Source organism: Methylobacterium phyllostachyos (assembly GCF_900103445.1).
Taxonomy (GTDB): domain Bacteria; phylum Pseudomonadota; class Alphaproteobacteria; order Rhizobiales; family Beijerinckiaceae; genus Methylobacterium; species Methylobacterium phyllostachyos.
Window position 1 is genome coordinate 25,718 of sequence record NZ_FNHS01000020.1, and the last position, 26,625, is coordinate 52,342.

A 26,625-nucleotide genomic window follows, 5' to 3' on the forward strand; every position below is an offset into this window, starting at 1 on the left:
CACCATGCAGCTCACCCTCTGGACCTACGAGGGCCCCCCGCATATCGGCGCGATGCGCGTCGCCACGGCGATGTCCGGGCTGCACTACGTGCTGCACGCGCCGCAGGGCGACACCTACGCCGACCTGCTGTTCACGATGATCGAGCGGCGGGACGCACGCCCGCCCGTCACCTACACGACCTTCCGCGCCCAGGATCTCGGACGCGACACCGCCGAACTGTTCAAGCAGGCGGTCTCGGCCGCCCATGAACGGTTCCAGCCGCAGGCGATGATCGTCGGCGCCTCCTGCACCGCCGAGCTGATCCAGGACGACCCGGGCGGCCTCGCCAAGGCCCTCGACCTGCCGATCCCGGTGATCCCGCTGGAGTTGCCCGCCTACCAGAAGAAGGAGAACTGGGGCGCGGCGGAGACTTTTTATCGCCTCGTGCGGGCGCTCGCCGGGCCGCCGGCCCCGCGCCCCGCGCGGGAGCCGGGCTCTCGCCCGCTCTGCAACATCCTGGGGCCGACGGCCCTGGGCTTCCGCCACCGGGACGACCTGATCGAGATCCGCCGGCTGCTCGACACCCTCGGCATCGCGGTGAACATCGTGGCGCCGCTGGGGGCCACGCCCGCCGATCTCGGCCGACTGAAGGACGCCGACTTCAACGTCGTGCTGTATCCCGAGACCGCCCGGTCGGCCGCGGAGTATCTCAAGAAGAATTTCGGGCAGTCGTTCACGCAAACCATCCCGATCGGCGTCGGTGGTACGCGCCGCTTCGTCGAGGAGGTGGCGGCGCTCGCCGGGATCGATTCGGCACCTGTCCTCGACGGCCCCGGTTCGCGCCTGCCCTGGTACTCCCGCTCGGTCGACTCGACCTATCTCACGGCCAAGCGCGTCTTCGTGTTCGGGGACGCCACCCACGCGATCGGCGTCGCCCGGGTGGCGGCGAAGGAACTCGGCTTCACCGTCGTGGGCCTCGGGACCTACGGCCGCGAATTCGCCCGCGAGGTCCGCGCCGAGGCCGCCCTGCACGGCATCGAGGCGCTGATCACCGACGATTACCTCGATGTCGAGGCGGCGATCCGCGCGGCTGCACCGGAACTCGTCCTCGGCACCCAGATGGAGCGCCACGTCGCCAAGCGGCTCGGCATCCCCTGCGCGGTGATCTCGGCTCCGGTCCACGTCCAGGATTTCCCGGCCCGCTACGCCCCGCAGATGGGCTTCGAGGGCGCCAACGTCCTGTTCGACACCCTGGTCCATCCGCTGATGATGGGCCTCGAAGAGCACCTCCTCGGCATGTTCCGGGAGGATCCCGAATTCCACGACGGCGTCGGCCCCTCGCATCTCGGCGGCAAGTCCTTCGGGGCTCCGGCGGACGGGGCGTCCGAGGCCACGGAACGGGCGCCGGCCGACCACCCTCCGACACCGGCGCCCGTTCCGATTCTACTGGACCGCGCAGCGACTTGGTCGCCCGAGGCCGAGAGGGAATTGAAAAAAATCCCGTTCTTCGTGCGGGGCAAGGCGCGCACCAACACCGAGACCTTCGCCCGGGACCGGCACCTGCCGCTCATCACCGTCGAAACCCTCTACGATGCGAAGGCGCATTATGGCCGCTAGGGCGCTTCCCGCCGGCGCGGCCGGCTCGTCGAAGGCGGAGGCCGCGCGGCGCCGGCCGCCGATCCGCGTCGTCATCGTCACGCTCGACAATCACTTGGCGAGCGCGGTGGAACGCGCGCGCCTGCGCCTCCGGTCCGAGATGCCCGGGCTGGTTCTGGGCTTCCACGCGGCCGCCGAGTGGGAGAACGATCCCGCAACCCTGGAGGCCTGCCGGGCCGACATCGCGCAGGCCGACATCGTGCTCTCGGCCATGCTGTTCATGGACGAGCATGTCCGGGCGATCCTGCCGGCGCTGGCGGCCCGGCGGGACGGCTGCGACGCGATGGTCGGCTGCCTCTCGGCCGGCGAGGTGGTGAAGACCACGAAGCTCGGCCGCTTCGACATGAGCGGCACCAAGCGCAGCGCCCTCGACTTCCTCAAAAAACTGCGCGGCAAGCCCGGCCAGCAGGGCAATGCCGGCCGGCAGATGGCCCTGGTGCGCAAGCTGCCGAAGATCCTGCGCTTCATCCCGGGCTCGGCCCAGGACGTGCGCGCCTATTTTCTCACGCTGCAATACTGGCTCGCAGGGTCCGACGAGAACGTCGCCGCGCTGGTGCGCTTCCTTGTGCACCGCTACGCGGCCGGCGAGCGGACGGCTTGGCGCGAGGGTCCGGCGGCACCCGCGCCCCTCGACTACCCCGAGACCGGTCTCTACCACCCGCGCCTGCCGGGCCGGATCGGCGCCGACCCGTCGCGGCTGCCGCACCAAGCGGGCGCGAAGGGCCGCGTCGGGCTGCTGGTGATGCGCAGCTACGTGCTCGCCGGCAACACCGCCCATTACGACGGCGTCATCGCGGCCCTGGAGGCGCAGGGCCTCGACGTGGTGCCGGCCTTCGCCAGCGGCCTCGACAACCGCCCGGCGGTGGAGGCCTTCTTCATGAAGGACGGTCGCGCCTGCATCGACGCGCTCGTGTCGCTCACCGGCTTCTCGCTGGTCGGCGGCCCCGCCTACAACGACGCTGCCGCCGCCGAGGCGATGCTCGCCCGGCTCGACCTGCCCTACCTCGCCGCCCAGGCGCTGGAATTCCAGACGATCGAGCAGTGGGAGGCGGGCGACCGCGGCCTGTCGCCGGTCGAGGCGACCATGATGGTCGCGATTCCCGAACTCGACGGCGCCACCGCCCCGATGGTGTTCGGCGGCCGCTCCGCCAATTCCGGCGCCGACAACGCCCGGGATATGCGGGTGCATCCCGAGCGGGCCGCCCGCCTCGCCGAGCGGGTCGCGCGGTTGGTCTCGCTCCGCCGGACCGCGAGGCCTGAGCGGAAGCTCGCCGTGGTGCTGTTCAACTTCCCGCCCAACGCCGGCGCCACCGGCACGGCCGCGTTCCTGTCGGTCTACGCCTCGCTCCTCAACACGCTGAAGGGTCTGGCGGCCGACGGGTACACGGTCGAAGTACCGGAGAGCATCGACGCCCTGCGCGAAACAATCCTGGAGGGCAACGCCAAGCGCTACGGCACCCAGGCCAACGTCCACGCCCGCATCCCGGCCGAGGATCACCTGCGGCGCGAGACCTACCTCGCCGAGATCGAGGCCCAGTGGGGCCCGGCACCGGGCCGCCACCAGACCAACGGCGGCGAGATTTTTGTCCTCGGCGCCCAGTTCGGCAACGTCTTCGTCGGGGTCCAGCCCGCCTTCGGCTACGAGGGCGACCCGATGCGGCTGTTGTTCGAGCGCGGCTTCGCACCGACCCACGCGTTCTCGGCCTTCTACCGCTACCTGCGCGAGGATTTTTCCGCCGACGCCGTGCTGCATTTCGGCACCCACGGGGCGCTCGAATTCATGCCCGGCAAGCAGACCGGCCTGTCCGAGGCCTGCTGGCCGGAGCGGCTGATTGGGGCGCTGCCCAACGTCTACCTCTACGCGGCCAACAACCCGTCCGAGGGGACGCTCGCCAAGCGCCGCTCGGCCGCGACGCTCGTGAGCTACCTGACCCCGAGCCTCGCGGCGGCCGGGCTCTATCGCGGGCTGCTCGACTTGAAGAGTTCGATCGAGCGCTGGCGCGGCCTCGGCCCCGAGGCGGGGGGCGAGCGGGAGACGCTGGCGCGCCTGATCCAGGACCAGGGCGCAGCGGTCGATCTCGTGGCGGCCGATCCGGCCTGGACCGGCGATTACGGGGCGCATGTCTCCAGGCTCTGGATTGCCTTGCAGGAGCTGGAACAGACCCTGATCCCGCATGGGCTGCACGTGGTCGGTCAGGGGACGCCGGAGGAGGAGCGGGTCGATCTGCTGCTGGCACTCGCCGAATCCGCCCACGGCATGCGGCCCGAGCGGGCCGGGATCGAAGCCCTGGTGGCCGGGCAGGGGATCGAGGCGGCGCTCAAGGCCTCCGGCCTGCCCGCCGACGAGACCGCGCGCGCTGCCTTTACGAGCCTTGCCGAGACCGACCGCCTGCTCGCCCGCGACCACGAGGTTCCCGCCCTGCTGCGGGCGCTCGACGGCCGCTTCGTGCCGCCGGTGGCCGGCGGCGACCTCCTGCGCAACCCCGCGATCCTGCCGACCGGCCGCAACCTCCACGGCTTCGACCCCTACCGCCTGCCCTCGGCCTTCGCGGTTGCCGACGGCGCCCGGCAGGTCGCCCGGATCCTCGACCGCTTCGCCGCGGACGGAAAGCCCTGCCCGGAGAGCGTGGCCCTGGTCCTCTGGGGCACCGACAACCTCAAGAGCGAGGGCGGCCCGATCGCCCAGGCGCTGGCGCTGATCGGCGCCGCGCCCCGCTTCGACGGCTACGGACGCTTGAGCGGTGCGGAGCTGATCCCGCTGGACACCCTCGGCCGCCCGCGGATCGACGCGGTTGTGACCCTCTCCGGCATCTTTCGGGATCTGCTGCCGCTCCAGACCAAGCTCCTGGCGGAAGCTTCCTTCCTGGCCGCCACCGCCGACGAACCCCTGGAGCAGAACTACGTCCGGAAGCACGCCCTGGCGATCCAGGCCGAGCAGGGCTGCGACCTCGAAACCGCGGCGCTCCGGGTCTTCTCCAACGCCGAGGGCGCCTACGGCGCCAACGTCAACCACCTCGTCGACTCGGGCAACTGGGACGACGACGCGGAACTCTGCGAGACCTTCTCCCGCCGCAAGAGCTTCGCCTACGGCCGCACCGGCCGGCCGGCGCCGCAGCGGGCGCTGATGCAGGCGGTGCTGGCCTCCGTCGACATGGCCTACCAGAACCTCGACTCGGTCGAGGTCGGCGTCACCTCGGTCGATCACTACTTCGACGGGCTCGGCGGCATGGGCCGGGCGGTCGCCCGGGCCAAAGGCGAGTCGGTTCCGATCTACATCAGCGACCAGACCCGCGGGGAGGGGCACGTCCGCTCCCTGGAGGAGCAGGTTGCGCTGGAGACGCGCACCCGGATGCTCAACCCGAAATGGTATGAGGGCCTGCTCGGCCACGGCTACGAGGGCGTGCGCCAGATCGAGACCCACCTGACCAACACGGTCGGCTGGTCGGCCACCGCCAACGCGGTCCAGCCCTGGATCTACGAGCGGATCACCGAGACCTACGTCCTCGACCCCGCCATGCGCGAGCGCATGGCGTCCCTGAACCCCACCGCCTCCGCCAAGGTCGCCCAACGGCTGATCGAAGCGCACCGCCGCGGCTTCTGGACTCCCGACGCAGCGATGCGCGACGCCCTCGATCGGGCCGAGGAGGAACTGGAAGACCGCCTGGAAGGCGTCACCGCAGGAGTGGCCGCATGAACATCGCAATCCGCAATCCGGTCGTCGCCCGGAAGGAGGAGGGCAGTCTTCAGGTCGCCCTCGATCCCGATCTCAGAATCGAGACCGCCAAGGTCTTCGCGGTCTACGGCAAGGGCGGGATCGGCAAGTCCACCACTTCGTCGAACCTGTCGGTGGCCTTCTCGAAGCTCGGCAAGCGGGTGCTGCAGATCGGCTGCGACCCGAAGCACGACTCGACCTTCACGCTGACCAAACGCCTCGCCCCCACGGTGATCGACGCCCTGGAGGCGGTGAACTTCCACTCGGAGGAGCTGCGCGTCGAGGATTTCGTGGTTGAGGGCTACAACGGCGTGATGTGCGTCGAGGCCGGCGGCCCGCCCGCCGGTACCGGCTGCGGCGGCTACGTGGTCGGCCAGACGGTGAAGCTCCTCAAGGAGCATCACCTTCTGGAGGACACCGACGTCGTCGTCTTCGACGTGTTGGGCGACGTGGTCTGCGGCGGCTTCGCCTCGCCGCTCCAGCATGCCGACCGGGCGCTGATCGTCACCGCCAACGACTTCGACTCGATCTTCGCCATGAACCGGATCGTCGCGGCGATCCACGCCAAGTCGAAGAATTACGGCGTGCGCCTCGGCGGCGTCATCGCCAACCGCTCGGCCAAGACCGACGAGATCGACCGGTTCAACGATGCGGTCGGCCTGAAGCGGCTCGCCCATTTCCCGGATCTCGACGTGGTCCGCCGCTCGCGGCTCAAGAAGTCGACCCTGTTCGAGATGGAGTCCTCGCCGGAACTCGACGCCGTGACCGCCGAGTACATGCGGCTCGCCGAGACCCTCTGGGCCGGGGGCGACGCTTGCGAGGCGATCCCCATGAAGGACCGCGACCTGTTCGAGTTTCTGGGATTCGATTGATGGCCAGCGCCAGCTACGACGCCCGCCGGGGCGAGCTCACCACCTATTTCGACCGCACCGCGGTCGAGGCGTGGTCGCGCCTGACCTCGGACGCCCCGGTCAGCCGGATCCGCGCCACCGTGCGGGCCGGGCGCGACGCCATGCGGGCGACGCTGCTCTCCTGGTTGCCGGCCGACATGACGGGCCTGCGCCTGCTCGACGCCGGCTGCGGCACCGGGGCGCTCAGCGTCCAGGCGGCGCGGCGCGGCGCTGAGGTGGTGGCGATCGACGTCTCGCCGACGCTGATCGGGCTGGCGCAGGAGCGGCTGCCGGCGATCCCCGGGGCCGGACGCATCGAGTTCCGGGTGGGCGACATGCTCGATCCCGGGCTCGGCCAGTTCGACCACGTGGTGGCGATGGATTCGCTGATCCATTACCGCGCCGCCGACATCGCCCGGGCGCTGGCGGTTCTAGGTGCGCGCACGGACGGCTCGGTGCTGTTCACCGTGGCCCCGCGCACGGCGTTGCTGACGCTGATGCACGCGGCTGGAAAGTTCTTTCCGCGCGGCGATCGCTCGCCGGCGATCGTGCCGGTGACCGAGGGCGGGCTGCGGCGGCGCATTTCGTCCGAACGCGCCCTCGACGGCTTCGCCTGGGCGCAGAGCCATCGGATTAACAGCGGGTTCTATCTCTCGAACGCGGTGGCGCTCACGCGAACCCTCCCTCCCCCCTCTGCGGGGGAGGGTACCCTGCGCAGCAGGGGGGGAGAGGGGAACACGGCTCCCGGAAGTGGCGAGAGCCTTCATGAAGGCCGCGCCGGTTCCTGCACCGGCGCTCCCCTCTCCCGACCCCTGCTGACGCAGGGGCCTCCCTCCCCCGCAGAGGGGGGAGGGAGCCCATCGGGGACGGGGGTGCGATCATGACCGCATCCAAAAAACTCACCACCGCCCTGATGCGCCTCGGCCCCGCGGTGCTTCCCTTCGCGGATGCCGCCACCGTCGAGCTGCCGCTGGGCCGTCTGCTCCGCCTCGCCCTGTTCCAGGTCACCGTCGGCATGGCGGCGGTGCTGCTCATCGGCACGCTCAACCGCGTGATGATCGTCGAACTCGGCGTCCCGGCCTGGATCGTCGCGATGATGCTGGCGCTGCCGCTGGTCTTCGCCCCCCTGCGGGCGCTGGTCGGCTTCCGGTCCGACACGCACCGCTCAGTGCTGGGCTGGCGGCGGGTGCCCTATATCTGGTTCGGCACGCTGCTCCAGTTCGGCGGGCTGGCGATCATGCCGTTCGCCCTGCTGATCCTGTCGGGCGACACGACGGGGCCGCTCTGGGTCGGCGACCTCGCGGCGGCGCTCGCCTTCCTGCTGGTCGGCGCAGGGCTTCACACGACCCAGACCGTGGGGCTGGCGCTCGCCACCGACCTCGCCCCCGCGCATGCCCGGCCGAAGGTGGTGGCTTTGCTCTGCGCGGCGCTCCTGTTCGGCATGATGGCGAGCGCCGTACTCTTCGGCCTGTTCCTCGCGCATTTCTCGCCGGTGCGGCTGATTCAGGTGATCCAGGGCGCCGCCTTGCTCACCATCATCCTCAACGGCTTCGCCCTGTGGAAGCAGGAGCCGCGCGATCCCAATCGGGGCCGCGACGTGCCGCAGCGCGACTTCCGCGCCTCCTGGCGGGCCTATGCCGGGCAGGGCACCGCCCGGCGCCGGCTCGTGGCGATTGGGCTCGGCACGGCCGGCTTCTCGATGCAGGACATCCTGCTCGAGCCCTATGGCGGCCAGATCCTTCACCTCTCCGTGGGAGCGACGACGGCGCTCACCGCGCTGCTCGCCGCCGGCGGCGCGCTCGGCCTGCTGATCGCGGCCCGCTGGCTCAACCGCGGCGGCGACCCGTTCCGTGTGTCGGCGGTCGGCGTCGGGATCGGCATCCTGGCCTTCTCGGCGGTGGTGTTCGCAGCACCTCTCGCCTCGGCCGATCTGTTCGCAGCAGGCGTCAGCCTGATCGGCCTCGGCGGCGGCCTGTTCGCCCACGGCACGCTCACCGCCTCGATGAACCGCGCCGGCCCCGAGGATACCGGCCTCGCCCTTGGCGCCTGGGGCGCGGTGCAGGCGACCGCGGCCGGCCTGTCGATCGCCGCGAGCGGCCTCGTGCGCGATGTCGGCGGCGCCATCGCCCAGTCGGGCGTGCTCGGCGAGGGCATGAACGAGCCCGCCATCGGCTACCTCATCGTCTACCACATCGAGATCGCCCTCCTGTTCGCGGCCCTCCTCGCCCTGGGGCCGCTGGTGCGAGAGGACGCGCGGGCAGAGACACAACTCCGGCTCGGCGGCGATCTTGCCGGCCGGACGGCCTGAGACACGGGGAGTTCCACCATGCCAACCGGCGCACTCACGGGTTACGTCGACGTCGCCCAGGTCGTGCTCTACGCCTTCTTCATCTTCTTCGCGGGGCTGGTCTTCTGGCTCCGCCGGGAGGACCGGCGCGAGGGTTACCCCCTGGAGAACGAGGCGGTCGGGCGCCGCAAGTCGGACGATCCGTTCCTGATCCCCCGCTCGAAGGCGTTCCACCTGCCGGGCGGCGAGACCACCTACGCGCCGCAGACGGTCCATGGCCGCGACGACATCGAGACCGGCATCCCCGCCCGCAAGGTCGAGCCCTGGCCGGGCGCCCCCTACGAGCGGACGGAATCCTCGCTCCAAGCCGGCGTCGGCCCCGGCTCCTGGGTGCTCCGGCACGATGTCCATGACAGGACCTGGGACAACGAGATCCGGATCGTGCCCCTGCGAGTGGCGACGAACTTCGTCGTCCACGAGGACGGCCCGAACCCGATCGGCATGACGGTGTTCGGCACCGACAACGCCGTGGCGGGCGTCGTCAGCGACGTCTGGGTGGATCGCGGCGAGTCGCTGATCCGCTACTATGAGGTCGAACTCCCCACGGGCGGCCGCCGCCTGATGCCCACCACCTTCTGCCGGGCCGGCGGCTTCACCAAAACGGTCAAGTCCGAGGCGCTGCTCGCCAGCCAGTTCGCCGACATCCCCACCACCCGCGACCCCGACAGCGTGACCTTCCTCGAGGAGGAGCGGATCATGTCGTATTTCGGCGCCGGCACGCTCTACGCCACGCCGGCCCGCGCGGAGCCCCTGATATGAGCGGCGATTTCCTCCCCGAGGGCACCCCGCGGGGGCTGCCCGGCCCGCTCCCGGCGGGCGAGCGCATCCTGTGGCAGGGATCGCCCACCACCACGGGTCTGCTGGTCCGGGTGTTCCACGCCCGCCTCGTGGTCGCATGGTTCGGCGCCTGCGCCCTGGCCTTCGTCCTCGCGGCGGGGTCGCCCGGCGCGGCGCTGAAGGTCGTGCTGCCGACCCTGGTGATCGGCGCGGGCGGGGTGGCCCTGCTCGGGCTGCTCGCGTGGCTGACCCACCGCACCACGCTCTACACGATCACCAATCGCCGGATCGTGTTGCAGGCCGGCATTGCCCTGCCGGTGACCCACAACCTGCCCTTCACGCAGATCGACACTGCGGCGTTGCGCGCCTTCACGGATGGCACCGGCGACCTGCCGCTGCGGTTGCGGCCGGGCCTGCGTATCGCCTACCTTCAGCTCTGGCCGCATGCCCGGCCCTGGCATCTGTCGCGGACCGAGCCCATGCTGCGGTCCGTGCCGAACGCCGACGCCGCGGCGGCCGTGCTGGGACAGGCGCTCGCCGCCCATGCCGACGGCGCCGCGCCGCCGGTCCGGGTGGCGCGTCTCGGCCCGGCGAACGAGAATCCCGGTCGCCTCGTCGCGGCCGAGTAGGGAGGGGACGATGGGCGAGCGGGCGGATCACGCCGGCCGAACACCGGTTCGGGTTGCCGCTGGGCCGGCACCGGCGCTGCTGATGATCGGCGCCGGTGCGCTGATGGGCTTCACCATGCTGGCGGTCCTGATCGGCCGCAGCGAGGGGGTCGGGCTCGTCGCCCTGCCGCCGGCCAAGCCCGTGGCGCAGCTCGAATTCCGGGCCGAGGATCAGGTCGACGGCTCGATCGCCCTGCGCAACGTCGCCGACCAGAAGATCGTCGCTTGGATCCACCCCGGCGAGGATGGATTCCTGCGGGGGACGTTGCGGGGCTTGGCCCAGGCCCGCCAGCGCGACGGCCTCGGGCCGGAAAAACCCTTCAGCCTGACCCGCTACGATGACGGCCGCCTAGCGCTCGCCGACGAGGCCACCGGCCGCCGGGTGCCGCTCGAAGCCTTCGGGCCGACCAATGCCGGCGCCTTCGCCCGGCTGATGCCCGCCGCAGGCGCGCCCGCCACGGAGACGCGGTGATGGGCCTGTTCGGCAGCCGCACCGTCACCGTGCCCTGCACGGTCGAGATCGAGCAGACGCCCGAGAGCCTGCACGCGCACGTGACCCTCGATGCCGGCTTCGACATCGAGCCCGGCGACGAAGTCCAGGTTCACGACGCGCCGACGTCGGTGCCCTACGGCGAGCGGCTCACCGTCCGCCGCACCGCCACCGTCACCCGGGCCGGTCCGCTGGAGCGGGCCTGGACCAAGCTCATCGCCCATCTCGAGCTGACCGAACTCTACGAGGTCAGCTTTTCCGAGAGGAGGAAGCTGTGAACGCTCCCGTCGCGCCCCCCACCGGCCAGCCGATTCCGAAGAACCCGGTCAACGAATCGACCAAGGCCGCCCAGGAGACGACCTTCCTCAGCCCGCGCTTCTACACGACCGATTTCGACGAGCTCGACCGCACCAACGTCGAGCCGGTGCGGCGCGACTGGGACATCCTGATCGCCGAGCTGCGCGCCGACCCGAACAAGCGCCACTTCACCCGCAACGAAGAGTTCGACTGCGACCTGTCGCGGATGGAGCCCGAGCTGCGGAAGGAGTTTTTGGATTTTCTTGTCTCTTCCATCACGGCCGAGTTTTCCGGCTGCGTGCTCTACGCCGAGATGCGCAAGCGCGCCAAGAACAAGGACATCAAGGAGCTGTTCGGTTTCATGAGCCGCGACGAGGCGCGCCACGCCGGCTTCATCAACGACACGCTCAAGGATTTCGGCATCGGCGTGGACTTAGGCTTCCTGACCAAGTCCAAAAAATACACGTTCTTCCGGCCGAAGTTCATCTTCTACGCCACCTACCTCTCCGAAAAGATCGGCTACGCCCGCTACATCACGATCTTCCGTGAGTTGGAGCGGCACCCAGAGCGGCGCATCCACCCAATCTTCAAGTGGTTCGAACTCTGGTGCAACGACGAGTTCCGCCACGGCGAGGCCTTCGCGCTGCTGATGCGGGCGAACCCGAAGCTGACCAGCGGCGTGAACCGCTATTGGATCCGGTTCTTCCTGCTTGCGGTCTTCGCCACGATGTACGTGCGCGACCATCACCGCCCGGCCTTCCACGCGGCCCTCGGCGTCGATCCCAGCGACTACGATTTCAAGGTCTTCCGGATCACCTCGGAGATCTCCCGCCAGACCTTCCCGCTGGAGCTCGACCTCGACAATCCGAAGTTCAAGGCGGGGCTCGACCGGCTGCTCGCCTGCTCCCGGACGATCGCCGACGCCAAGGCGAAGGGTGGGCTCATCGGCAAGGTGCAGCACGGCGTGCAGGTGCTGCGCGCGGCCGTGACCTTCGCCCGGCTCTATTGCCTCCCCGTCAAGGCCAACGCCCTGCCGGCCGACATTCGCCTCCAGCCGGTCTGGTAGAATGGGGACCTACGCCGCTCCGGTGCTCTACGCGGTTCTGCTCTGGTGGTTCTCCACCGGGCTGATCCTGCTGCTCGACCATGCGCCGCGGCGCACGCACCCGTGGAGCATGGCCGGCGCGACGCTGCTCCTCGCCGCCGCCCTGGTGGCGATCCGGACCAGCGCCGGGGATACGAGTGCCACGGGGGCCTACACGGCCTTCACGGCGGCGCTGGCCGTCTGGGGCTGGCAGGAGATGAGCTACTATATGGGCTTCCTGTCGGGCCCCCGGCCGGTCGCCTGCGCGCCGGGTCTGCGCGGCATGGACCGGTTCTTCGCGGCGCTCGCCACCAGCCTGTGGCACGAATTCGCCATCGTGATCGGCGGTCTCGCGATCCTGGCGCTCGTCTGGGGCAGCCCGAACCGCTTCGCCCTCTGGACCTACGGCGCCCTGGTGGTGATGAACCTCTCGGCGCGGCTCAACCTGTTCCTCGGGGTGCGCAACCTCCACGCCGAGTTCCTGCCGGACCATCTCGGCTATCTCGCCTGCTACCTGTCGCGGAAGCCGATGAACCTGCTGTTCCCGGTCTCGGTGAGCCTCGGCACCATCGCGGCGGCGCTCCTCGGACGCGCGGCTTTGGGCGCCGACCTTTTGGAACACGAGCTGATCGGCTTCACGGTGCTGGCGACGCTGACCGCCCTTGCCACCCTGGAGCACTGGTTCCTGATGCTGCCGCTGCCCTCCGCGGAGCTGTGGCGCTGGAGCCTGCCGGCCCGGGCATCCGGGGAGGCGGTCAGACCGCCGGATCACGTCTAAGTCAGAGGATCACAGCCGGGCGGCGCACGTCCACCAATCTGGAACTGGTCTTGTGCGAAATCCGGTGTCACAGGCGGGATCAACCCGCATCGGGGATTCGGGGAGAGGCGACATGGACTACGAAAAGTTCTTCGGGGCTGAGATCGCCGGACTCCACCGGGAGGGCCGCTACCGGGTCTTCACCGACCTCGAGCGCCATGCCGGCAACTTCCCGCACGCCACCCATCACCACGCGGGCGGCACCCGGCCGGTGACGGTCTGGTGCTCGAACGATTATCTCGGCATGGGCCAGCACCCGACGGTCACCGGGGCGATGCACGAGGCGATCGACCGCTGCGGCGCGGGCGCCGGCGGCACCCGCAACATCTCGGGCACCAACCACTACCACGTGCTCTTGGAGCGGGAACTCGCCGACCTCCACGGCAAGGAAGCGGCGCTTCTGTTCACCTCCGGCTACGTGTCGAACTGGGCCGCCCTCGGGACGCTCGCCTCGCGCCTGCCGAACTGCGCGGTTTTTTCGGACTCCGAGAACCATGCCTCGATGATCGAGGGCATCCGGTTCTCCCGCGCCGAGCGCCACATTTTTCGTCACAACGACCCGGAGGACCTGAACCGCAAGCTCGGCCTGATCGACCCAGCCCGGCCGAAGCTGGTGGCGTTCGAGTCGGTCTACTCGATGGACGGCGACATCGCGCCGATCGCCGAGATCTGCGACGTGGCCGAGGCCCACGGGGCGCTCACCTATCTCGACGAGGTCCACGCGGTCGGCCTCTACGGGGCGCGCGGCGGCGGCATCTCGGAGCGGGACGGCGTCGCCCACCGGCTCGACGTGATCGAGGGCACGCTCGGCAAGGCGTTCGCGGTCCATGGCGGCTACATCACGGCCTCCGAGAAGCTGTGCGACTTCGTGCGCAGCTTCGCCTCGGGCTTCATCTTCACGACCTCGCTGCCGCCCGCTGTGGCGGCGGGCGCGGCGGCGTCGATCCGCCACCTGAAGGCGAGCGGCGCCGAGCGCGCCCGGCATCAGGAGCGGGTCGCGAAGGTCCGGCAGGCGCTGGAGGCCGCCGACATCCCGACCATGCCGAACGACAGCCACATCGTGCCGGTGATGGTCTGCGACCCCGTGCTCTGCAAGGGCATCTCCGACACGCTGCTCGACGAGTTCGGCATCTACGTGCAGCCGATCAACTACCCGACGGTCGCCCGCGGCACCGAGCGCCTGCGGATCACCCCGTCGCCGCTGCACAGCGATGCCGACATCGCCCATCTGGTCGAGGCGCTGACCACGATCTGGGGGCGGATCGGGCTCCGGCAGAAGGCGGCGGAGTAGGGCGCTCTTCCCTCCCCCTTGCGGGGAGGGGTAGGGGTGGGGGTGGTGCAGGAGGCACCGCTCCGCTTAATTCTGGACCACCCCCACCTCCGGCTCCTCCCCGCAAGGGGGAGGAGAGGGGGCAGAGTGCGAGTTCTGCGTGCCCACCTTCCCCTTCTCGGCCATCGTCGGCCAGGACGAGATGCGCCAGGCGCTGCTGATCGCGGCGGTGGACCCGGCGGTCGGCGGCGTGCTGGTCTTCGGCGACCGCGGCACCGGCAAGTCCACGGCGATCCGGGCGCTCGCCGCCCTGCTGCCGCCGATGCGGGCGGTGGTCGGCTGCCCGTACAATTGCGACCCCGACAGCCCAGCGGAATCCTGCCCGCACTGCGCGGAAGGAGCCCCGCGCAAAAGTCACAAAAAACCGGTGCCGGTGGTGGATCTGCCCCTCGGCGCCACCGAGGACCGGGTCGTCGGTACCCTCGATCTGGAGCGCGCGCTCGGGGCTGGCGTGAAGGCGTTCGAGCCGGGGCTGCTCGCCCGGGCCAACCGCGGGTTCCTGTACATCGACGAGGTGAACCTGCTGGAGGATCATCTCGTGGACCTGCTGCTCGACGTGGCGGCCTCGGGCGTCAACACGGTCGAGCGCGAAGGGCTGTCGCTGCGCCATCCGGCGCGGTTCGTGCTGGTCGGGTCCGGCAACCCGGAGGAGGGGGAGTTGCGCCCGCAGCTCCTCGACAGGTTCGGGCTGGCCTGCGAGGTCGCGACCCCGAAGGACATCCCGACCCGCATCGCGGTGGTGCGCGCCCGCGACGCCTACGAGCGCGACCCGGAGGGGTTCTGCGCGGCGCGGGCAGGGGATGAGCGGAAGATCCAAAAACGAATCCTGCTGGCGCGGGAGCGTCTGCCGTCCGTGACCGTGCCGGATGCCGCCCTGGAGCGCGCGGCGCGGCTCTGCCTCGCGCTGGGGACGGATGGTTTGCGCGGCGAGCTGACCCTGATGCGCACCGCCCGGGCGCTCGCCGCCCTCGACGGCGCCGAGACGGTCACAGACGATCACCTCCGCCGCATCGCCCCAGCCGCCCTGCGCCACCGGCTGCGGCGCAACCCACTCGACGAATCCGGCTCCACGGCCCGGGTGGAACGGGCCCTGGCGGAGGTGTTTGCGTGACGGGCGCGCCGCCTCTCCCTCCCCCCTCTGCGGGGGAGGGTACCCTGCGCAGCAGGGGGGGAGAGGGGCAGCGCGACGCTGCGGGTTTCAGCGCCCGACGGGACCTCTCCGGCACTGTCGCTCCCCTCTCCCGACCCCTGCTGACGCAGGGGCCACCCTCCCCCGCAGAGGGGGGAGGGAATGCGCCCAGCCTTTGGACCGACGCGCGTCTTGCCGCTGACCTGCTCGCCGCCGACCCGCAGGGATTCGGCGGCGCCTTGGTTCGCGCCCCGCCCGGTCCGGTCCGCGAGCGCTGGCTCGAAATCTTACGCGCCGCGCTCCCTCCCAAAACACCCTGGCGCCGCCTGCCCTCCGGCATCGGCGACGATGCCCTGCTCGGCGGCCTCGACCTGGCCGCCACCCTGGCGGCGGGCCGCGCGATCGCCCGGGCCGGCCTGCTGGCGGAGGCCGATGGCGGGATCGTCGTCGTGCCCATGGCCGAGCGCTTAGCCCCCGGCACGGCGTCGCGCCTCGCGGCCGCCCTCGACACCGGGAGCGCGTCGGAGCGGCCCGCCCGGTTCGGCCTGATCCTCCTCGACGAGGGCGAGGGCGACGAGACCGTCGCCGAGCCCCTGGCCGACCGCCTCGCCTTCCGGATCGACCTGAGCGGGATCGGGTTCGCGGAGACGCGGGCCGATCCGCCGGCGCCCGAACCCGGCCCCGAATGCCCCGATCCGGTCGGCGACCTCTGCGCCCTGGCCGAGGCGTTCGGCGTCGCGTCTCTGCGCGGCCCGATCCTGGCGGCGCGGGTTGCGCGCAGGCTGGCAGGGGATAGGCCGATCAACCGGCAGGATATCGTCACGGCCGCGCGCCTCGTCCTGGCGCCCCGGGCCACGCGTCTGCCCGCCCCGGAGGAGCCGGCTCCGGAGAGTCAGGCGCCACCGGAGGAGCCGCGCGCGGAGCCCCCGCCGGACGAGGGGCCGGAACCCGCAGCGGGCACGCCCGATGACGTCGTGCTGGAGGCGGTGCAGGCGGCGATTCCGCCGAACCTGCTCGATCAGCTGCTGGCGGGCGGGCAACGGCTCACGGCCGCGAAGGCGGGCCGGGTCGGTCAGGCAGCGGCATCCCGAACCGGGCGGCCCATCGGCAGCCGTCGGGGCGATCCACGACGGGGGCGCCTCGATCTGCTCGGCACCCTGCGGGCGGCAGCGCCCTGGCAGGCGATCCGCCGGGCAGAGAGGGAGACACGCCGCATCGTGGTCCGGCGCGACGACCTGCGGATCCGGATCCTACGGCAGCGGACCGAGACCACAACCGTGTTCTGCGTCGATGCCTCGGGCTCGGCCGCGCTGGAGCGGCTGGCAGAGGCCAAGGGCGCGGTCGAGCTGCTGCTGGCGGAGGCCTATGTCCGACGCGACCGGGTGGCGCTGGTGGCCTTCCGCGGGACGGGCGCCGAGTTGGTCCTTCCGCCGACGCGCTCGCTCACCCGGGCCAAGCGCGGGCTTTCCGGATTGCCGGGCGGGGGCGGGACACCGCTCGCGGCCGGGATCGATGCGGCGGTCGCGGTAGCTCTGGGGGTGCGCCGGGGCGGCAGCCGGCCGGCGATCGTGCTGCTGACCGACGGACGCGCCAATGTCTCCCGTTCGGGGGAGGGCGGTCGTGCCCGGGCCGGCGCGGAGGCCTTGCAGGCGGCCCGGACCTTGCGGGCCGCCGGTCTGCCGGCCGTCGTGGTCGATACCGGGAGCCGTGGCGAGGAGGCCCGGGCGGTCGCGGACGCGATGGGCGCCCGCTATCTCAAACTGCCGCGCACTGAGGCCAGACAGCTCAGCGCGGCGGTGCGGGCGGCGCTCTGAGCGCCGCGGCCGTGTGGCTCAGAGGTGGCCGGCGCCGCCGATATCGGCCACGCGCTGGTGGTGGGCGAGCCACGCGTTCAGCATGTCACGGACGATGGCACGGAGGTTCCAGCCGCCGGCAGCCGGGGCCGCGATGTTCTGGGTCGAGGAGGTGAAGAGGATCATGGCCTGCTCCGTAGTCGGGGGATGTCTCTTGTTCTTGTGCAGCCACTATATGCTGATTCTGCCGCAGCGCAGCAAACGCGTTCCGAACACCCGTGGCATGCGGCGACGGCATGGAATTCCAATGCTTTACGAAATACTTCCGCGGCTGCACGATAGCGCTCCCAGCTGGCCGGCAGCGACCTGGTTTGGTGCAGTGCGGGAGACGCAAGCGTGCTGAATCCCTTCGATGCGAACCGGCCGGACTGGGCGGTGGAGGGGCGGGACTGGCCGCATCGGGCAGCGAGCCGCTTCGTCGAGGCGGCGGGCCTGCGCTGGCACGTGCAGGAATTCGGCCGGCCCGACGCGCCGGAGTTGCTGCTGCTCCACGGGACCGGGGCAGCCACCCATTCCTGGCGCGGGCTGGCCCCACTGCTGGCCGCGGATTTCCACGTGACCGCCTCGGACCTACCGGGCCACGGCTTCACGGATCCGCTGCCGGATTCCGAGCTGTCGCTGCCCGGCATGGCGCGGGCGGTGTCGGGGCTGGTGGCGGCGCTCGGCCGGCCGCCGATGCTCGCCGCCGGCCATTCCGCGGGCGCGGCCGTGCTGGCGCGGATGTGCCTCGACGGCTCCATCGCACCCCGGCTGCTCGCGGCCTTCAACGGCGCCCTGGCGCCCCTGCCGGGGGCGGCGAGCCTGCTGTTCCCCAGCATGGCGCGGCTGCTGTTCCTCAACCCGTTCACCCCAAAGATCTTCGCCTGGACGGCGGACCGCTCGGCGGCCAAGCGGCTGATCGAGGGGACCGGCTCGCGCCTCGATCCGCAGGGCGTCGAGCTCTACCGGCGGCTCTTCGCCCGGTCGGGCCATGTCCGGGGGGCGCTCGGCATGATGGCCAACTGGGACCTCGAGAGCCTGCACCGGGCCCTCCCGGGCCTACAGACCCGCACCCTGCTGATCGTTGGCGGCGACGATCGAGCGATCCTGCCCGATACCGCCTTCGGGGTGCGCGACCGCCTGCCCGACGCCCGGGTGGCGCTGATCCGCGGCCTCGGCCACCTCGCCCACGAGGAGGCGCCCGAGAAGGTGGCGGAGGTGTTTCGCGCGGAGGCGCAGGCCATGGGCCTCGTGCCTCAGAGGCCATCAGACATGCAGACCACATCGTGAGGGTATGTCAGATCGAGAATTTGGGGTTCCCCAACGGCGAGCCCTTGGGCGGGTTTTCAGGGCAGAGCCCGGAAGATCATCTTTCCAGGGCTCTGCCCTGGACCCGCGAAAGGTCCCGACCTTTCGAAACCAAGATCGGAGTGCCCTAGTCCGGCCCACTACGGGACTGGCGCCGCCCTTGCCTGGGCCGTAGACCCTGACACGGGCCTAGGGCCGCCGGACATCACGTGAGGAGCCCCCGAAACGATGGCGAGACCCGTGATCGGCGTCATCGGCAATGCGCGCCTGCTCGACAACCGGTTCCCGGCGCAGATCGTCGGCGAGAACAACATGCGCGCCTTGGCCAATGTGGCGGGCGCCCTGCCGCTGATGTTCGCCGCCGCCCCGGCGATCACCGATCTCGGCGACCTCCTCGACACGGTGGACGGCATCCTGCTCACCGGCGGGCGGGCCAACGTCCACCCGACCCGGTTCGGGGCCGAGCCCTGCACGGCGCACGAGCCCTACGACGAGGCCCGCGATGCCGTGGCGCTGCCGCTGATCGAGGCCTGCGTGGCCCGGGGCGTGCCGCTGTTCGGCATCTGCCGCGGCTTTCAGGAGATGAACGTCGCCTTCGGCGGCAGCCTGCACCCCGAGATCCGCAACCTCCCCGGCCGGCTCAATCACCGGATGCCGCGGCTGGAGAACGGCGAGATCCATCCGGATCTGGAGGTGATCTTCGCCGACCGGCACGACGTGCGCCTGACGCCCGGCGGCGCCTTCGCGCGGCTGCTGGAGCGCGAGACGATCCGGGTGAATTCGCTCCACGGCCAGGGCATCCTGGAGCCCGGCGCGCGGGTGGTGATCGAGGGCGTGGCCGAGGACGAGACGATCGAGGCGATCCGGATCCGCGACGCGGCGGGCTTCGCCCTCGGGGTGCAATGGCATGCCGAGCACGATCCGGGGACCAACCCGATCAACCGAGCCCTGTTCGAAGCCTTCGGGAACGCGGCGTCGGCGTGCCATCAGGCACGGGCGGCGGGCCGGGGCTGATGCGGTCTTTGGCTGAACGGCTCAATCACGCTGGCCACCCCCACAATTCAGCCAGGTGGATCGCAGATTAACTTATGTTTCGATCGCCCGTAACATATGTTGATCCGATTGCTGCGAACACCGAAAAAGCTTGCTCTGTCGCGATCAATGCTTGCGAACGCGCCAACCGAATCCCGTCATCCTGTGGACGACCTGTCGCAGTGCGGAACAGACCCCGGATGATCGGGTTGCCCGAGTCCCGCACCTAAGCTGCCCCCGCGTAAGGCAGCCCTGCGCAGAACACAGGCACGGACCACATGCAGTTTCCCCGCGATGACCGAGAGCACCCGCGTGCCGAGGCTTTTCGCGATTTCATCCGCAATCCGCCCTTCCCCTGCGTCGGCGCCAAGTCGGCCCTGTCGCGCGGACGGATGAGCATCGTGGTCGCCCGGGACATCACCTCGGGCTGGGACGACATGCGGATCTACCCGGCTCTGCTCGCCTTCGTGGCGCGCTACCGGCTGAATCCGGACCTGTTCCAAAGCTTCGCGGTGGTGTTCGAGGGGCCCGGCGACCTCTCGGAGGAGGGGTTCGAGGAGAACCTTTGGGCCCGGGCCCAATCGCTCACCGACAAGGACGCGTGGCTCGGCCAGCCGCACGACACCCGGGTGGCGGACGATCCCGACAATCCGCACTTCTCCCTGAGCTTCGGCGGTGAGGCGTTCTTCGTGGTCGGCCTTCACCCGAACGCCAGCCGCCCGGCGCGGCGGTTTTCCTCGCCGGTGCTGGTGTTCAACCTGCACGCACAGTTCGAGCGGTTGCGCGCGGAAGGCCGCTACGAGAAGCTGCGCGCCTCGATCCTGGAGCGCGATCAGGCGCTTGCCGGCAGCCTGAACCCGATGCTGGCGCGCCACGGTGAGGCCTCGGAGGCGCGCCAGTACAGCGGCCGCGAGGTCGGGCCGGACTGGCGCTGCCCGCTCCAGGCCCGCCCGGAGCAGAAGCCCGACACAGGCTGGCATCCGCCGGGGCTGTCCCTCGATCGGTCCCTGCCGGGAACCGGGGCGTGAGGCGGACGCTTGGCGCGGGAACGGGTCGACGGGAGATCACGGCGTGAGCGGGGCCAGCATGGATCAGGCGGCGGTGCAGCGGATCGCGCCGCGCTCGGGCGTGGCGTTCACCCTGGACCGGGGCCAGCGCCTTACGGTGATCGACCCGACCGGCGAGCAGGTGGCCGATCTGGTAGCCTATAACCGCCACGACACGGGCGAGGTCATCTCGTCCGGCCGGACCCTCGACTATGCCAGCCGGATCTACCTCACGACCGGGGATCCCCTCTACTCGAACCGCTCGAACGTGCTCCTGCGCATCGTCGAGGACACGGTGGGGCGGCACGACTTCCTGCTGACCCCGTGCTCGGCCGACACGTTCCGGATCATCTACGGCGACACCGACCCGCATCGCGGCTGCTTCGGCAATCTCGCGGCGGCGCTGGCCCCCTACGGCATCGCGCCGGATGCGATCCCGGTGGCCTTCAACTGCTTCATGAACGTGCCGATCGACGGGGCGACGGGGGCGCTCACGGTCGAGCCGCCGCTCAGCCGGGCCGGCGACCGGATCGTGTTCGTGGCCGAGACCGACCTGATCATCGGCCTGACCGCCTGCTCGGCCCTGCAATCGAACAACGGCAGCTTCAAGCCGATCGACTATCGCGTGGAGGGCTGACCGCCCCGCGAGCGACGCTCGGCCCAACGGAGGCCGAGAGCCGTTTCCGATGGCATCGCGACGGCTGATGACGCGTCAGATGGCCTTGTTTCTGGTCCTAGCGCGCTTGCGCAAACGGCAAGCACATGACGACTATAATCTCGATATTTAATCCAGATTAAGACCACAGGATCCTCAGATTACATCGATCTCAACCGGATCGACGGATCGAGGAACCGGCATGCGATTGCCATCTGCCGGAAGCCCACACCAATGTTTGCCATTTACTAACCTGAATAGCCGAGCTTCACTCGGTCCAGCGAATCGGCGGCTTCGGCCCGACCCGATGCGGGCGTCACGACGGCCGTCGCCGTCCTTGTTTCGGTGCTCGGATGACCCTCACGCAGACAGATCAGACGTCCGCCGGACGCGCTGGACCCTGGCAGAGCCTCGCGAACCTCAAGCTGCGCCACAAGCTCGCGGCGGTGATGGCCCTGGTGGTCGTAGCCATGGGTGCCCTGACGACCCTCAGCTTTCTCGATACCCGGACCTCGGCGCTGGAGGACCGGGCACTCATGACACGCCGCCTCGCCGAGGTGGCCCAGAGCCTCGTGGTCCACTACGAGGCTCTGGCGAAGACGGGCCAGATGTCCACCGAGGCGGCCCAGCAGGCCGCGCTCACGGCGATCAGCGCCCTGCGCTTCGGCAACGAGGATTACTTCTTCGTCCTGTCCACCGACGGCCGGCTGATCGCCAACGCCTTCAACGCCAAGAACGTCGGCAAGCACGTGCTGGATCAGACCGACGTGCCCGGCGGCAAGCGCTACTTCGCCGAGATGGTCGAGACCGCCCAGCGCGACGGGTCGGGCGTCGTGAATTACATGAAGCCGCGGCCCGGCGGGACCGAGCCGGTCGAGAAGATCGCCAGCGTGCAGATGTTCAAGCCCTGGGGCTGGATCATCTGCACCGGCCTCTACCGCGACGACGTGTACGCAGCCGTGCGCAGCCGCGCGACCACGATCGCGCTGTGGTCCGCCGGCCTCGCGCTGCCGGTCGTGGCCCTGCTCCTGCTCATCGGCAACAGCCTGTCGCGCCCGATCACGCGCCTGACCGCCGCGATGCGCGGCCTCGCGGAGGGCGACCTCGCCGTCCCGGTCGCGGACCAGGGCCGCGGCGACGAGGTCGGCGCCATGGCGCGCGCCGTGCAGGTGTTCAAGGACGCGCTGATCGCCAAGCGCGCGGCCGACGACGCCGCGGTGGCGGAGAACGCGGCCAAGATGCGCCGCGCGCAGATGCTGGACGAGGTGACCGCCCGGTTCGACGCCCAGGTGAGCGCGCTCACGCAGGGTCTGGCTTCCGCCGCGGTGGAGATGGAGGCCACCGCCCGCGAGATGACGCGCACCGCCGCCCGCACCACCGAGCAATCCGTGCGCGTCAGCGCGACCTCGGAGCAGACATCGAGCAACGTGCAGACCGTCGCCGCCGCCAGCGAGGAGATGTCGGCCTCGATCCAGGAGATCGCGGCCCGGGTCGCCCAGTCCTCGCTGATGGCCGACCGGGCCAGCACCGACGTCGCCCGGACGAACGAGCTGATGCAGGTCCTGTCCCGGGGGACGGAGCAGATCAGCGAGGTGATGGGGCTGATTGCGGGCATCGCCGGCCAGACCAACCTGCTCGCCCTCAACGCGACCATCGAGGCAGCCCGGGCCGGCGAGGCCGGCAAGGGGTTCGCCGTGGTGGCGGGCGAGGTGAAGGCACTGGCCTCGCAGACCGCCAAGGCCACGGAGACGATCGCCGGCCAGATCGCGGCGATCCAGGGGGAGACCCGGCATGCGGTCGAGTCGATGCGGGCGATCGGCAGCTCGATCGACGAGATGCGCACGGTCGCGCTGAGCGTGGCCGCCGCCATGGAGGAGCAGGGGGCGGCAACCAGCGAGATCGTCCGGAACGTCTCGCAGGCGGCCCAGGGCACCCAGGCGGTGAGCGCCGACATATCCGACGTGCGCAAGGCGGCGGGTGATACAGGGGCAGCCTCCGGGCAGGTCCTGAACGCCGCGCAGGAGCTGGCGCGCTACTCGGCGAGCCTTGGGCAGGAGGTCTCGACCTTCCTCGCCGCCGTGAAGGCCGCCTGAGAACGCCTCAACCCTGGGATGGTGGACAGCGCGAACCTGACCGGCAACGTGTCGAATCGGACAAGCCCGGGATGAGGCGAGCGGCCTCGCCCGCGTGAGAGATCGATCGATGCGCTTCGCCCATGTGGCTTTGTGGACGCGGGACCTCGACGCGGCCGCCGCGTTCTGGCGGGACTATTTCGGGGCGGAGATCGGCCCGTCGTACCACAGCCGACGCCGGCCGGGCTTCGTGTCGCGGTTCGTGACGCTCCCCGGACCGGGTGCGCATATCGAGCTGATGACCGGGCCCTGGGTCGCGGTCGAATCGGCGCCGGAGCAGGTCGGCTGGGCGCACGTGGCCGTCTCCCTCGGCTGCATCGCGGCCGTGGATGCGCTGGCCGAGCGGTGCGCGGCGGGGGGCTGCCTCGTGTCGCCGCCCCGCCGGACCGGTGACGGCTTCTACGAGGCCGTCGTCGCCACGCCGGATGGGACGCCGGTGGCGATCACGATCTGAGCCGCGCCGACGCCTATGCGCCGGCACCCCTCACGCGATGCCGTCGATCGCCACCCGTAGATGCTCCGGCCCGCGCAACGCCGCCCCCTGCCGATAGGGCGGCGGATCCGCGATCAGGCGCGGCGCCTTGAGTCGGCGGGCCAGTGCGGTGAGCGCCGCCTCGGCCTCGAACCGGGCGAGCGGCGCGCCCACGCAGTAATGCAGGCTCCCGCCGAAACCGAGATGGCGGGTGCCGGTCCGGTCCGGGTCGAACCGGTCGGGGTCGGGGAACACGGCTTCGTCGCGGTTGCCGGCGGCGAGCAGCAGCACGAGGTCGGCGCCCTCCGGGATCGTCACCCCCGCGATGTCGATGGCCGAGAGGGTCCGGCGGGTCCGGAACTGCACCGGCGGCTCGTAGCGCAGCAACTCCTCGATCAGCCGCGGGGCCCGCATCGGGTCCTGGCGCAGGCGCTCCAGCTCGTCCGGATGGCGCAGCAGGGTGAGCAGGCCGTTGGTGATCAGGTTCACGGTGGTCTCGTGGCCCGCCACCAGCATCAGGATCGAGGTGGCGATCAGGTCGTAATCGCCCATCTTCACGCCGGCCGGGGTGGCGTGGTTGGCCAGCCCCGAGAGCATGTCGTCCTGCGGATGCCGGCGCTTCTCCTTGATCAGGTCGCCCATGTAGCCGCCGATCGCGTCGAAGGTCCGGCTGTTCTTCGCGCGGATCTCGGGGTCGGTGAGGCTGTCGGGTTCGAGCGCCGTGGCGAGCTGCGTCGCCCAGTCGTGGAACTTCGGCTCGTCCTCCCGGGGCACGCCGAACAATTCGCAGATCACCGTCACGGGGAGCGGGTAGGCGAGGTCGTCGACGGCGTCGATCTCCCGGGCGTCGCGCTTCTCGTCGAGGAGGTCGGCCACCAGCTTGTCCGAACGGGCCCGCATCGCCTGCACGCGCGCCCGGGAGAACTGGTGCATCACCGCCGAGCGCAGGGCGTCGTGGTCCGGCGGATCGCGGAAGATGAAGACCCGGTGGCGGTCCATCATCCAGTCCTTGAGCGGCTTCACGATCAGGTCGGTGAGCGGGTTGCCGGTGCGCGGCCGGTCGGCCGGGGGCAGGGTCTCGGAGCTGACCCGCGGGTCGTGCAGCAGGCGCGCGATGGTGTCGTGGGTCGCCGCCACCCAGGTGCCCTCCGCGGTGCCGTCGTCCTGGCGCGAGACCGGGTTCTGCCGCAGCTTGGCGTAGACCGGATAGGGGTTCGGCCGGTTGGCGAAATCCTTGACCTGATCGAGGAGGCTGGAATCGGGCATCGCTGTCCTCAAACCCTAAGAAAAGCCCGGGTCGAAGACCGCGACGCCCTTCGGCCGGTCAGCGGCGGCCCCCTCCGGCGGGAAGGGCGCGGCTGAGGCGACCAGCTCGGCATGGGCCGGCAGCCAGCGGGCGGAATCCACCGAGACGGCGGCGATGCAGCGCCCCGCGCGGCCGTAGAGGGCGATGAAGCGGCCGCTGGCCGGATCGCCCTGCGTGATCGCCACCGCGTCCGCCCCCTCGGTCAGGCCAGCGGATTTCACCACGAGGTCCCCTTGTGTCGACCAGAAGGTCGGCAGGGCGCCGTAGGCCGCGTCCGGCGGCGCGCCGGCGAGCAGGCGCCCGGCATGGGCGGCCTGCGCCACGGCGTGGCTCCAGTGCTCCAGGGCGACGCGCCGCCCATCGTAGAGCGGGTGGGGGAAGCGGGCCACGTCGCCCGCTGCCGCGATCTGCGGATCGGGATGGCCCTCCGCGTCGAGGACGTAGCCGGCGGCGTCGCAATCGACCCCGCCCGGATCCGCCGACAGGCCGGCCCCGTCGAGCCATTCGGTGTTGCGCAGGGCCCCCAGCGCGATGACCGCGATGTCGGCCTCGATGCGGCTGCCGTCCGTGCAATGCGCGCGGACCAGCCGGCCGCCTTCGCCCTCCAGCCACTCGACCTCGCCGCCGCAGCGCAGATCGACCCCGTGGCCCGCGTGGATCGCTCCGATGAACGCGCCGATCGTGCGGCCGAGGACCCGGGCCAGCGGGGTCGGCCCGGGCTCCACCAGGGTCACGGGCAGGCCGAGCGAGCGGCACAGGCTCGCGACCTCGCAGCCGATGAAACCGCCGCCGATCACCAGGACGCGCCGCGGGCCGGCCTCCAGCGCCCGCCGCAGGGCGGCGGCGTCGTCCCGTCCACGCAGCGTGAAGACGCCGGACAGGCGCCCCTCGTGCGGGTTCGCCCAGGGCCGGGCCCGGGTGCCGGTGGCGATCAGAAGGCGGTCGTAGGGAAGGACGCGCCCATCCGCGAGCCGCACCGTACCGGCCTGCCGGTCGAGGCCGGCGACGGGGATGCCGAGCTGCCAGTCCACATCCGCATCGAGGCCGTGCGGCAGGGTGGTGGCATGCGGGTGGATCGCACCGGCAAGGACGTGCTTCGACAGGGGCGGCCGATCATAGGGGAGGTGGGGCTCGGCCCCGACGATCGTCAGCGGCCCGGAAAAGCCCGCCTCCCGCAGGGCCTCGGCGCCGCGCAGGCCGGCGAGGCCGGCGCCGACGATGACCGCGCGTTCAGGGGCCGCCATCAGGCGTCCCGCCCCGGATCCTGGACCCGGATGGCCTGGACCGGGCAGGCGACCCGCGCCCGCTCGATGTCGTCGCGATCCGCAGCGGCGGGGGCCGGGTCGTAGAACAGGGCCTCGTGCCCCTCGATGCGGAAATGCCGCGGCGCCGCGTAACAGCACTGGGCGTAGGCCTGGCACAGGTTGAGATCGACGCTGACCCGCAGGCCAGGCGGGGATCCGGATGACGCATCGGCGGGGATCGACATGGCGGGGCAACCGCGCGGGACGCGCTCGGTTCCGCACTGCGAGATGGGTGCGTCAGACGCGCAGATCTGTACACGACAGTCCCCGCAGAAAGTGTGTGCTGGAATTCCCTTCACCCGGGGTTCGGACTAGTGTTCCACCGCCTCGCGGGCCCGCCCAACGCGCCGCGACTTCAGGA

General features: G+C 70.9%; 24 protein-coding genes. 20 read left to right on the forward strand and 4 right to left on the reverse strand.

The features are described from left to right. The first annotated feature begins 4 nt into the window (after positions 1-4). The 14 genes from bchB (at position 5) to BLQ49_RS25105 (ending at position 16,991) form a co-directional block, all read left to right on the forward strand. A complete protein-coding gene (gene bchB / locus BLQ49_RS25040; RefSeq protein ID WP_091721275.1) occupies positions 5-1,597 on the forward strand; it encodes a ferredoxin:protochlorophyllide reductase (ATP-dependent) subunit B in 1,593 nt (530 codons plus the stop codon). Next, positions 1,587-5,330 (forward strand): magnesium chelatase subunit H, encoded by a 3,744-nt coding sequence (locus BLQ49_RS25045; RefSeq protein WP_091721277.1) that lies wholly within the window; start codon positions 1,587-1,589, stop codon positions 5,328-5,330. The genes bchB and BLQ49_RS25045 overlap by 11 nt, the downstream gene beginning before the upstream one ends. After that, entirely contained in the window at positions 5,327-6,220 is an 894-nt protein-coding gene (gene bchL / locus BLQ49_RS25050) for a ferredoxin:protochlorophyllide reductase (ATP-dependent) iron-sulfur ATP-binding protein (protein WP_091721281.1), read from the forward strand. The genes BLQ49_RS25045 and bchL overlap by 4 nt, the downstream gene beginning before the upstream one ends. Continuing rightward, positions 6,220-7,122 (forward strand): magnesium protoporphyrin IX methyltransferase, encoded by a 903-nt coding sequence (gene bchM, locus BLQ49_RS25055; RefSeq protein ID WP_091721284.1) that lies wholly within the window; start codon positions 6,220-6,222, stop codon positions 7,120-7,122. Before bchL ends, bchM begins: the two co-directional genes overlap by 1 nt. Then, positions 7,119-8,546, forward strand: a complete 1,428-nt coding sequence (locus BLQ49_RS25060) for a BCD family MFS transporter (RefSeq protein ID WP_091721286.1) — start codon at positions 7,119-7,121, stop codon at positions 8,544-8,546. Before bchM ends, BLQ49_RS25060 begins: the two co-directional genes overlap by 4 nt. Before the next feature lie 18 nt (positions 8,547-8,564). Continuing rightward, positions 8,565-9,344, forward strand: a complete 780-nt coding sequence (gene puhA, locus BLQ49_RS25065; protein WP_091721289.1) for a photosynthetic reaction center subunit H — start codon at positions 8,565-8,567, stop codon at positions 9,342-9,344. Continuing rightward, complete coding sequence (gene puhB, locus BLQ49_RS25070; RefSeq protein WP_091721292.1) at positions 9,341-9,991, forward strand: photosynthetic complex putative assembly protein PuhB; 651 nt, start codon at positions 9,341-9,343, stop codon at positions 9,989-9,991. Before puhA ends, puhB begins: the two co-directional genes overlap by 4 nt. A 10-nt stretch (positions 9,992-10,001) precedes the next feature. Beyond that, a complete protein-coding gene (gene puhC, locus BLQ49_RS25075) occupies positions 10,002-10,502 on the forward strand; it encodes a photosynthetic complex assembly protein PuhC (RefSeq protein WP_091721295.1) in 501 nt (166 codons plus the stop codon). Beyond that, positions 10,502-10,798 (forward strand): hypothetical protein, encoded by a 297-nt coding sequence (locus BLQ49_RS25080; RefSeq protein WP_091721298.1) that lies wholly within the window; start codon positions 10,502-10,504, stop codon positions 10,796-10,798. Before puhC ends, BLQ49_RS25080 begins: the two co-directional genes overlap by 1 nt. Then, entirely contained in the window at positions 10,795-11,883 is a 1,089-nt protein-coding gene (gene acsF / locus BLQ49_RS25085) for a magnesium-protoporphyrin IX monomethyl ester (oxidative) cyclase (RefSeq protein WP_091721301.1), read from the forward strand. The genes BLQ49_RS25080 and acsF overlap by 4 nt, the downstream gene beginning before the upstream one ends. A 1-nt stretch (position 11,884) precedes the next feature. Continuing rightward, positions 11,885-12,679: a putative photosynthetic complex assembly protein PuhE gene (gene puhE, locus BLQ49_RS25090; protein WP_091721303.1), complete on the forward strand. Its 795-nt coding sequence runs from the start codon at positions 11,885-11,887 to the stop codon at positions 12,677-12,679. Positions 12,680-12,791: 112 nt separating this feature from the next. Beyond that, complete coding sequence (gene hemA, locus BLQ49_RS25095) at positions 12,792-14,009, forward strand: 5-aminolevulinate synthase (protein WP_091721306.1); 1,218 nt, start codon at positions 12,792-12,794, stop codon at positions 14,007-14,009. Positions 14,010-14,148: 139 nt separating this feature from the next. Then, positions 14,149-15,159 (forward strand): magnesium chelatase ATPase subunit I, encoded by a 1,011-nt coding sequence (gene bchI / locus BLQ49_RS25100; protein WP_091721309.1) that lies wholly within the window; start codon positions 14,149-14,151, stop codon positions 15,157-15,159. 140 nt (positions 15,160-15,299) lie between these two features. Beyond that, on the forward strand, positions 15,300-16,991 hold the full coding sequence (locus tag BLQ49_RS25105) for a magnesium chelatase subunit D (RefSeq protein WP_091721423.1): 1,692 nt from the start codon (positions 15,300-15,302) through the stop codon (positions 16,989-16,991). An 18-nt stretch (positions 16,992-17,009) separates the two neighbouring features. Here BLQ49_RS25105 and BLQ49_RS29885 read toward each other — a convergent pair whose 3' ends face one another. Further along, positions 17,010-17,156: a hypothetical protein gene (locus BLQ49_RS29885; protein WP_167627783.1), complete on the reverse strand. Its 147-nt coding sequence runs from the start codon at positions 17,154-17,156 to the stop codon at positions 17,010-17,012. 210 nt (positions 17,157-17,366) lie between these two features. Between BLQ49_RS29885 and bchO the strand changes: the two genes are divergently transcribed. The 6 genes from bchO (at position 17,367) to BLQ49_RS25135 (ending at position 23,636) form a co-directional block, all read left to right on the forward strand. Then, positions 17,367-18,299, forward strand: a complete 933-nt coding sequence (gene bchO, locus BLQ49_RS25110; RefSeq protein ID WP_091721311.1) for an alpha/beta fold hydrolase BchO — start codon at positions 17,367-17,369, stop codon at positions 18,297-18,299. A 246-nt stretch (positions 18,300-18,545) separates the two neighbouring features. Next, complete coding sequence (locus BLQ49_RS25115) at positions 18,546-19,331, forward strand: gamma-glutamyl-gamma-aminobutyrate hydrolase family protein (RefSeq protein ID WP_091721314.1); 786 nt, start codon at positions 18,546-18,548, stop codon at positions 19,329-19,331. Positions 19,332-19,627: 296 nt separating this feature from the next. After that, entirely contained in the window at positions 19,628-20,377 is a 750-nt protein-coding gene (gntA, locus tag BLQ49_RS25120; RefSeq protein ID WP_091721317.1) for a guanitoxin biosynthesis heme-dependent pre-guanitoxin N-hydroxylase GntA, read from the forward strand. A gap of 58 nt (positions 20,378-20,435) precedes the next feature. Further along, complete coding sequence (locus tag BLQ49_RS25125) at positions 20,436-21,032, forward strand: DUF1989 domain-containing protein (protein WP_091721320.1); 597 nt, start codon at positions 20,436-20,438, stop codon at positions 21,030-21,032. A gap of 371 nt (positions 21,033-21,403) precedes the next feature. Beyond that, complete coding sequence (locus BLQ49_RS25130; RefSeq protein WP_091721323.1) at positions 21,404-23,143, forward strand: methyl-accepting chemotaxis protein; 1,740 nt, start codon at positions 21,404-21,406, stop codon at positions 23,141-23,143. Between the two features lie 109 nt (positions 23,144-23,252). Next, a complete protein-coding gene (locus BLQ49_RS25135) occupies positions 23,253-23,636 on the forward strand; it encodes a VOC family protein (RefSeq protein WP_091721327.1) in 384 nt (127 codons plus the stop codon). Between the two features lie 30 nt (positions 23,637-23,666). Here the strand turns inward: BLQ49_RS25135 and BLQ49_RS25140 are convergent, their stop codons facing one another. Genes BLQ49_RS25140 through BLQ49_RS25150 form a run of 3 tightly spaced genes read right to left on the reverse strand, consistent with a single transcriptional unit; the run spans position 23,667 to position 26,449 of the window. Beyond that, positions 23,667-24,920: a cytochrome P450 gene (locus BLQ49_RS25140; RefSeq protein WP_091721330.1), complete on the reverse strand. Its 1,254-nt coding sequence runs from the start codon at positions 24,918-24,920 to the stop codon at positions 23,667-23,669. A 15-nt stretch (positions 24,921-24,935) separates the two neighbouring features. After that, the gene (locus tag BLQ49_RS25145; RefSeq protein WP_091721333.1) at positions 24,936-26,204 is read right to left on the reverse strand and encodes an NAD(P)/FAD-dependent oxidoreductase; all 1,269 of its coding nucleotides are present in this window, start codon (positions 26,202-26,204) and stop codon (positions 24,936-24,938) included. Further along, positions 26,204-26,449, reverse strand: coding sequence for a ferredoxin (locus BLQ49_RS25150; protein ID WP_091721336.1), 246 nt, complete (start codon positions 26,447-26,449; stop codon positions 26,204-26,206). The genes BLQ49_RS25145 and BLQ49_RS25150 overlap by 1 nt, the downstream gene beginning before the upstream one ends. Between the last annotated feature and the right edge of the window lie 176 nt (positions 26,450-26,625).

Coding starts and splice junctions, on each gene's coding strand:
- bchB (WP_091721275.1), top strand. CDS start 5: ATGCAGCTCACCCTCTGGACCTACGAGGGCCCCCCGCATATCGGCGCG.
- BLQ49_RS25045 (WP_091721277.1), top strand. CDS start 1,587: ATGGCCGCTAGGGCGCTTCCCGCCGGCGCGGCCGGCTCGTCGAAGGCG.
- bchL (WP_091721281.1), top strand. CDS start 5,327: ATGAACATCGCAATCCGCAATCCGGTCGTCGCCCGGAAGGAGGAGGGC.
- bchM (WP_091721284.1), top strand. CDS start 6,220: ATGGCCAGCGCCAGCTACGACGCCCGCCGGGGCGAGCTCACCACCTAT.
- BLQ49_RS25060 (WP_091721286.1), top strand. CDS start 7,119: ATGACCGCATCCAAAAAACTCACCACCGCCCTGATGCGCCTCGGCCCC.
- puhA (WP_091721289.1), top strand. CDS start 8,565: ATGCCAACCGGCGCACTCACGGGTTACGTCGACGTCGCCCAGGTCGTG.
- puhB (WP_091721292.1), top strand. CDS start 9,341: ATGAGCGGCGATTTCCTCCCCGAGGGCACCCCGCGGGGGCTGCCCGGC.
- puhC (WP_091721295.1), top strand. CDS start 10,002: ATGGGCGAGCGGGCGGATCACGCCGGCCGAACACCGGTTCGGGTTGCC.
- BLQ49_RS25080 (WP_091721298.1), top strand. CDS start 10,502: ATGGGCCTGTTCGGCAGCCGCACCGTCACCGTGCCCTGCACGGTCGAG.
- puhE (WP_091721303.1), top strand. CDS start 11,885: ATGGGGACCTACGCCGCTCCGGTGCTCTACGCGGTTCTGCTCTGGTGG.
- hemA (WP_091721306.1), top strand. CDS start 12,792: ATGGACTACGAAAAGTTCTTCGGGGCTGAGATCGCCGGACTCCACCGG.
- BLQ49_RS29885 (WP_167627783.1), bottom strand. CDS start 17,156: ATGATCCTCTTCACCTCCTCGACCCAGAACATCGCGGCCCCGGCTGCC.
- BLQ49_RS25115 (WP_091721314.1), top strand. CDS start 18,546: ATGGCGAGACCCGTGATCGGCGTCATCGGCAATGCGCGCCTGCTCGAC.
- gntA (WP_091721317.1), top strand. CDS start 19,628: ATGCAGTTTCCCCGCGATGACCGAGAGCACCCGCGTGCCGAGGCTTTT.
- BLQ49_RS25125 (WP_091721320.1), top strand. CDS start 20,436: ATGGATCAGGCGGCGGTGCAGCGGATCGCGCCGCGCTCGGGCGTGGCG.
- BLQ49_RS25130 (WP_091721323.1), top strand. CDS start 21,404: ATGACCCTCACGCAGACAGATCAGACGTCCGCCGGACGCGCTGGACCC.
- BLQ49_RS25135 (WP_091721327.1), top strand. CDS start 23,253: ATGCGCTTCGCCCATGTGGCTTTGTGGACGCGGGACCTCGACGCGGCC.
- BLQ49_RS25140 (WP_091721330.1), bottom strand. CDS start 24,920: ATGCCCGATTCCAGCCTCCTCGATCAGGTCAAGGATTTCGCCAACCGG.
- BLQ49_RS25145 (WP_091721333.1), bottom strand. CDS start 26,204: ATGGCGGCCCCTGAACGCGCGGTCATCGTCGGCGCCGGCCTCGCCGGC.
- BLQ49_RS25150 (WP_091721336.1), bottom strand. CDS start 26,449: ATGTCGATCCCCGCCGATGCGTCATCCGGATCCCCGCCTGGCCTGCGG.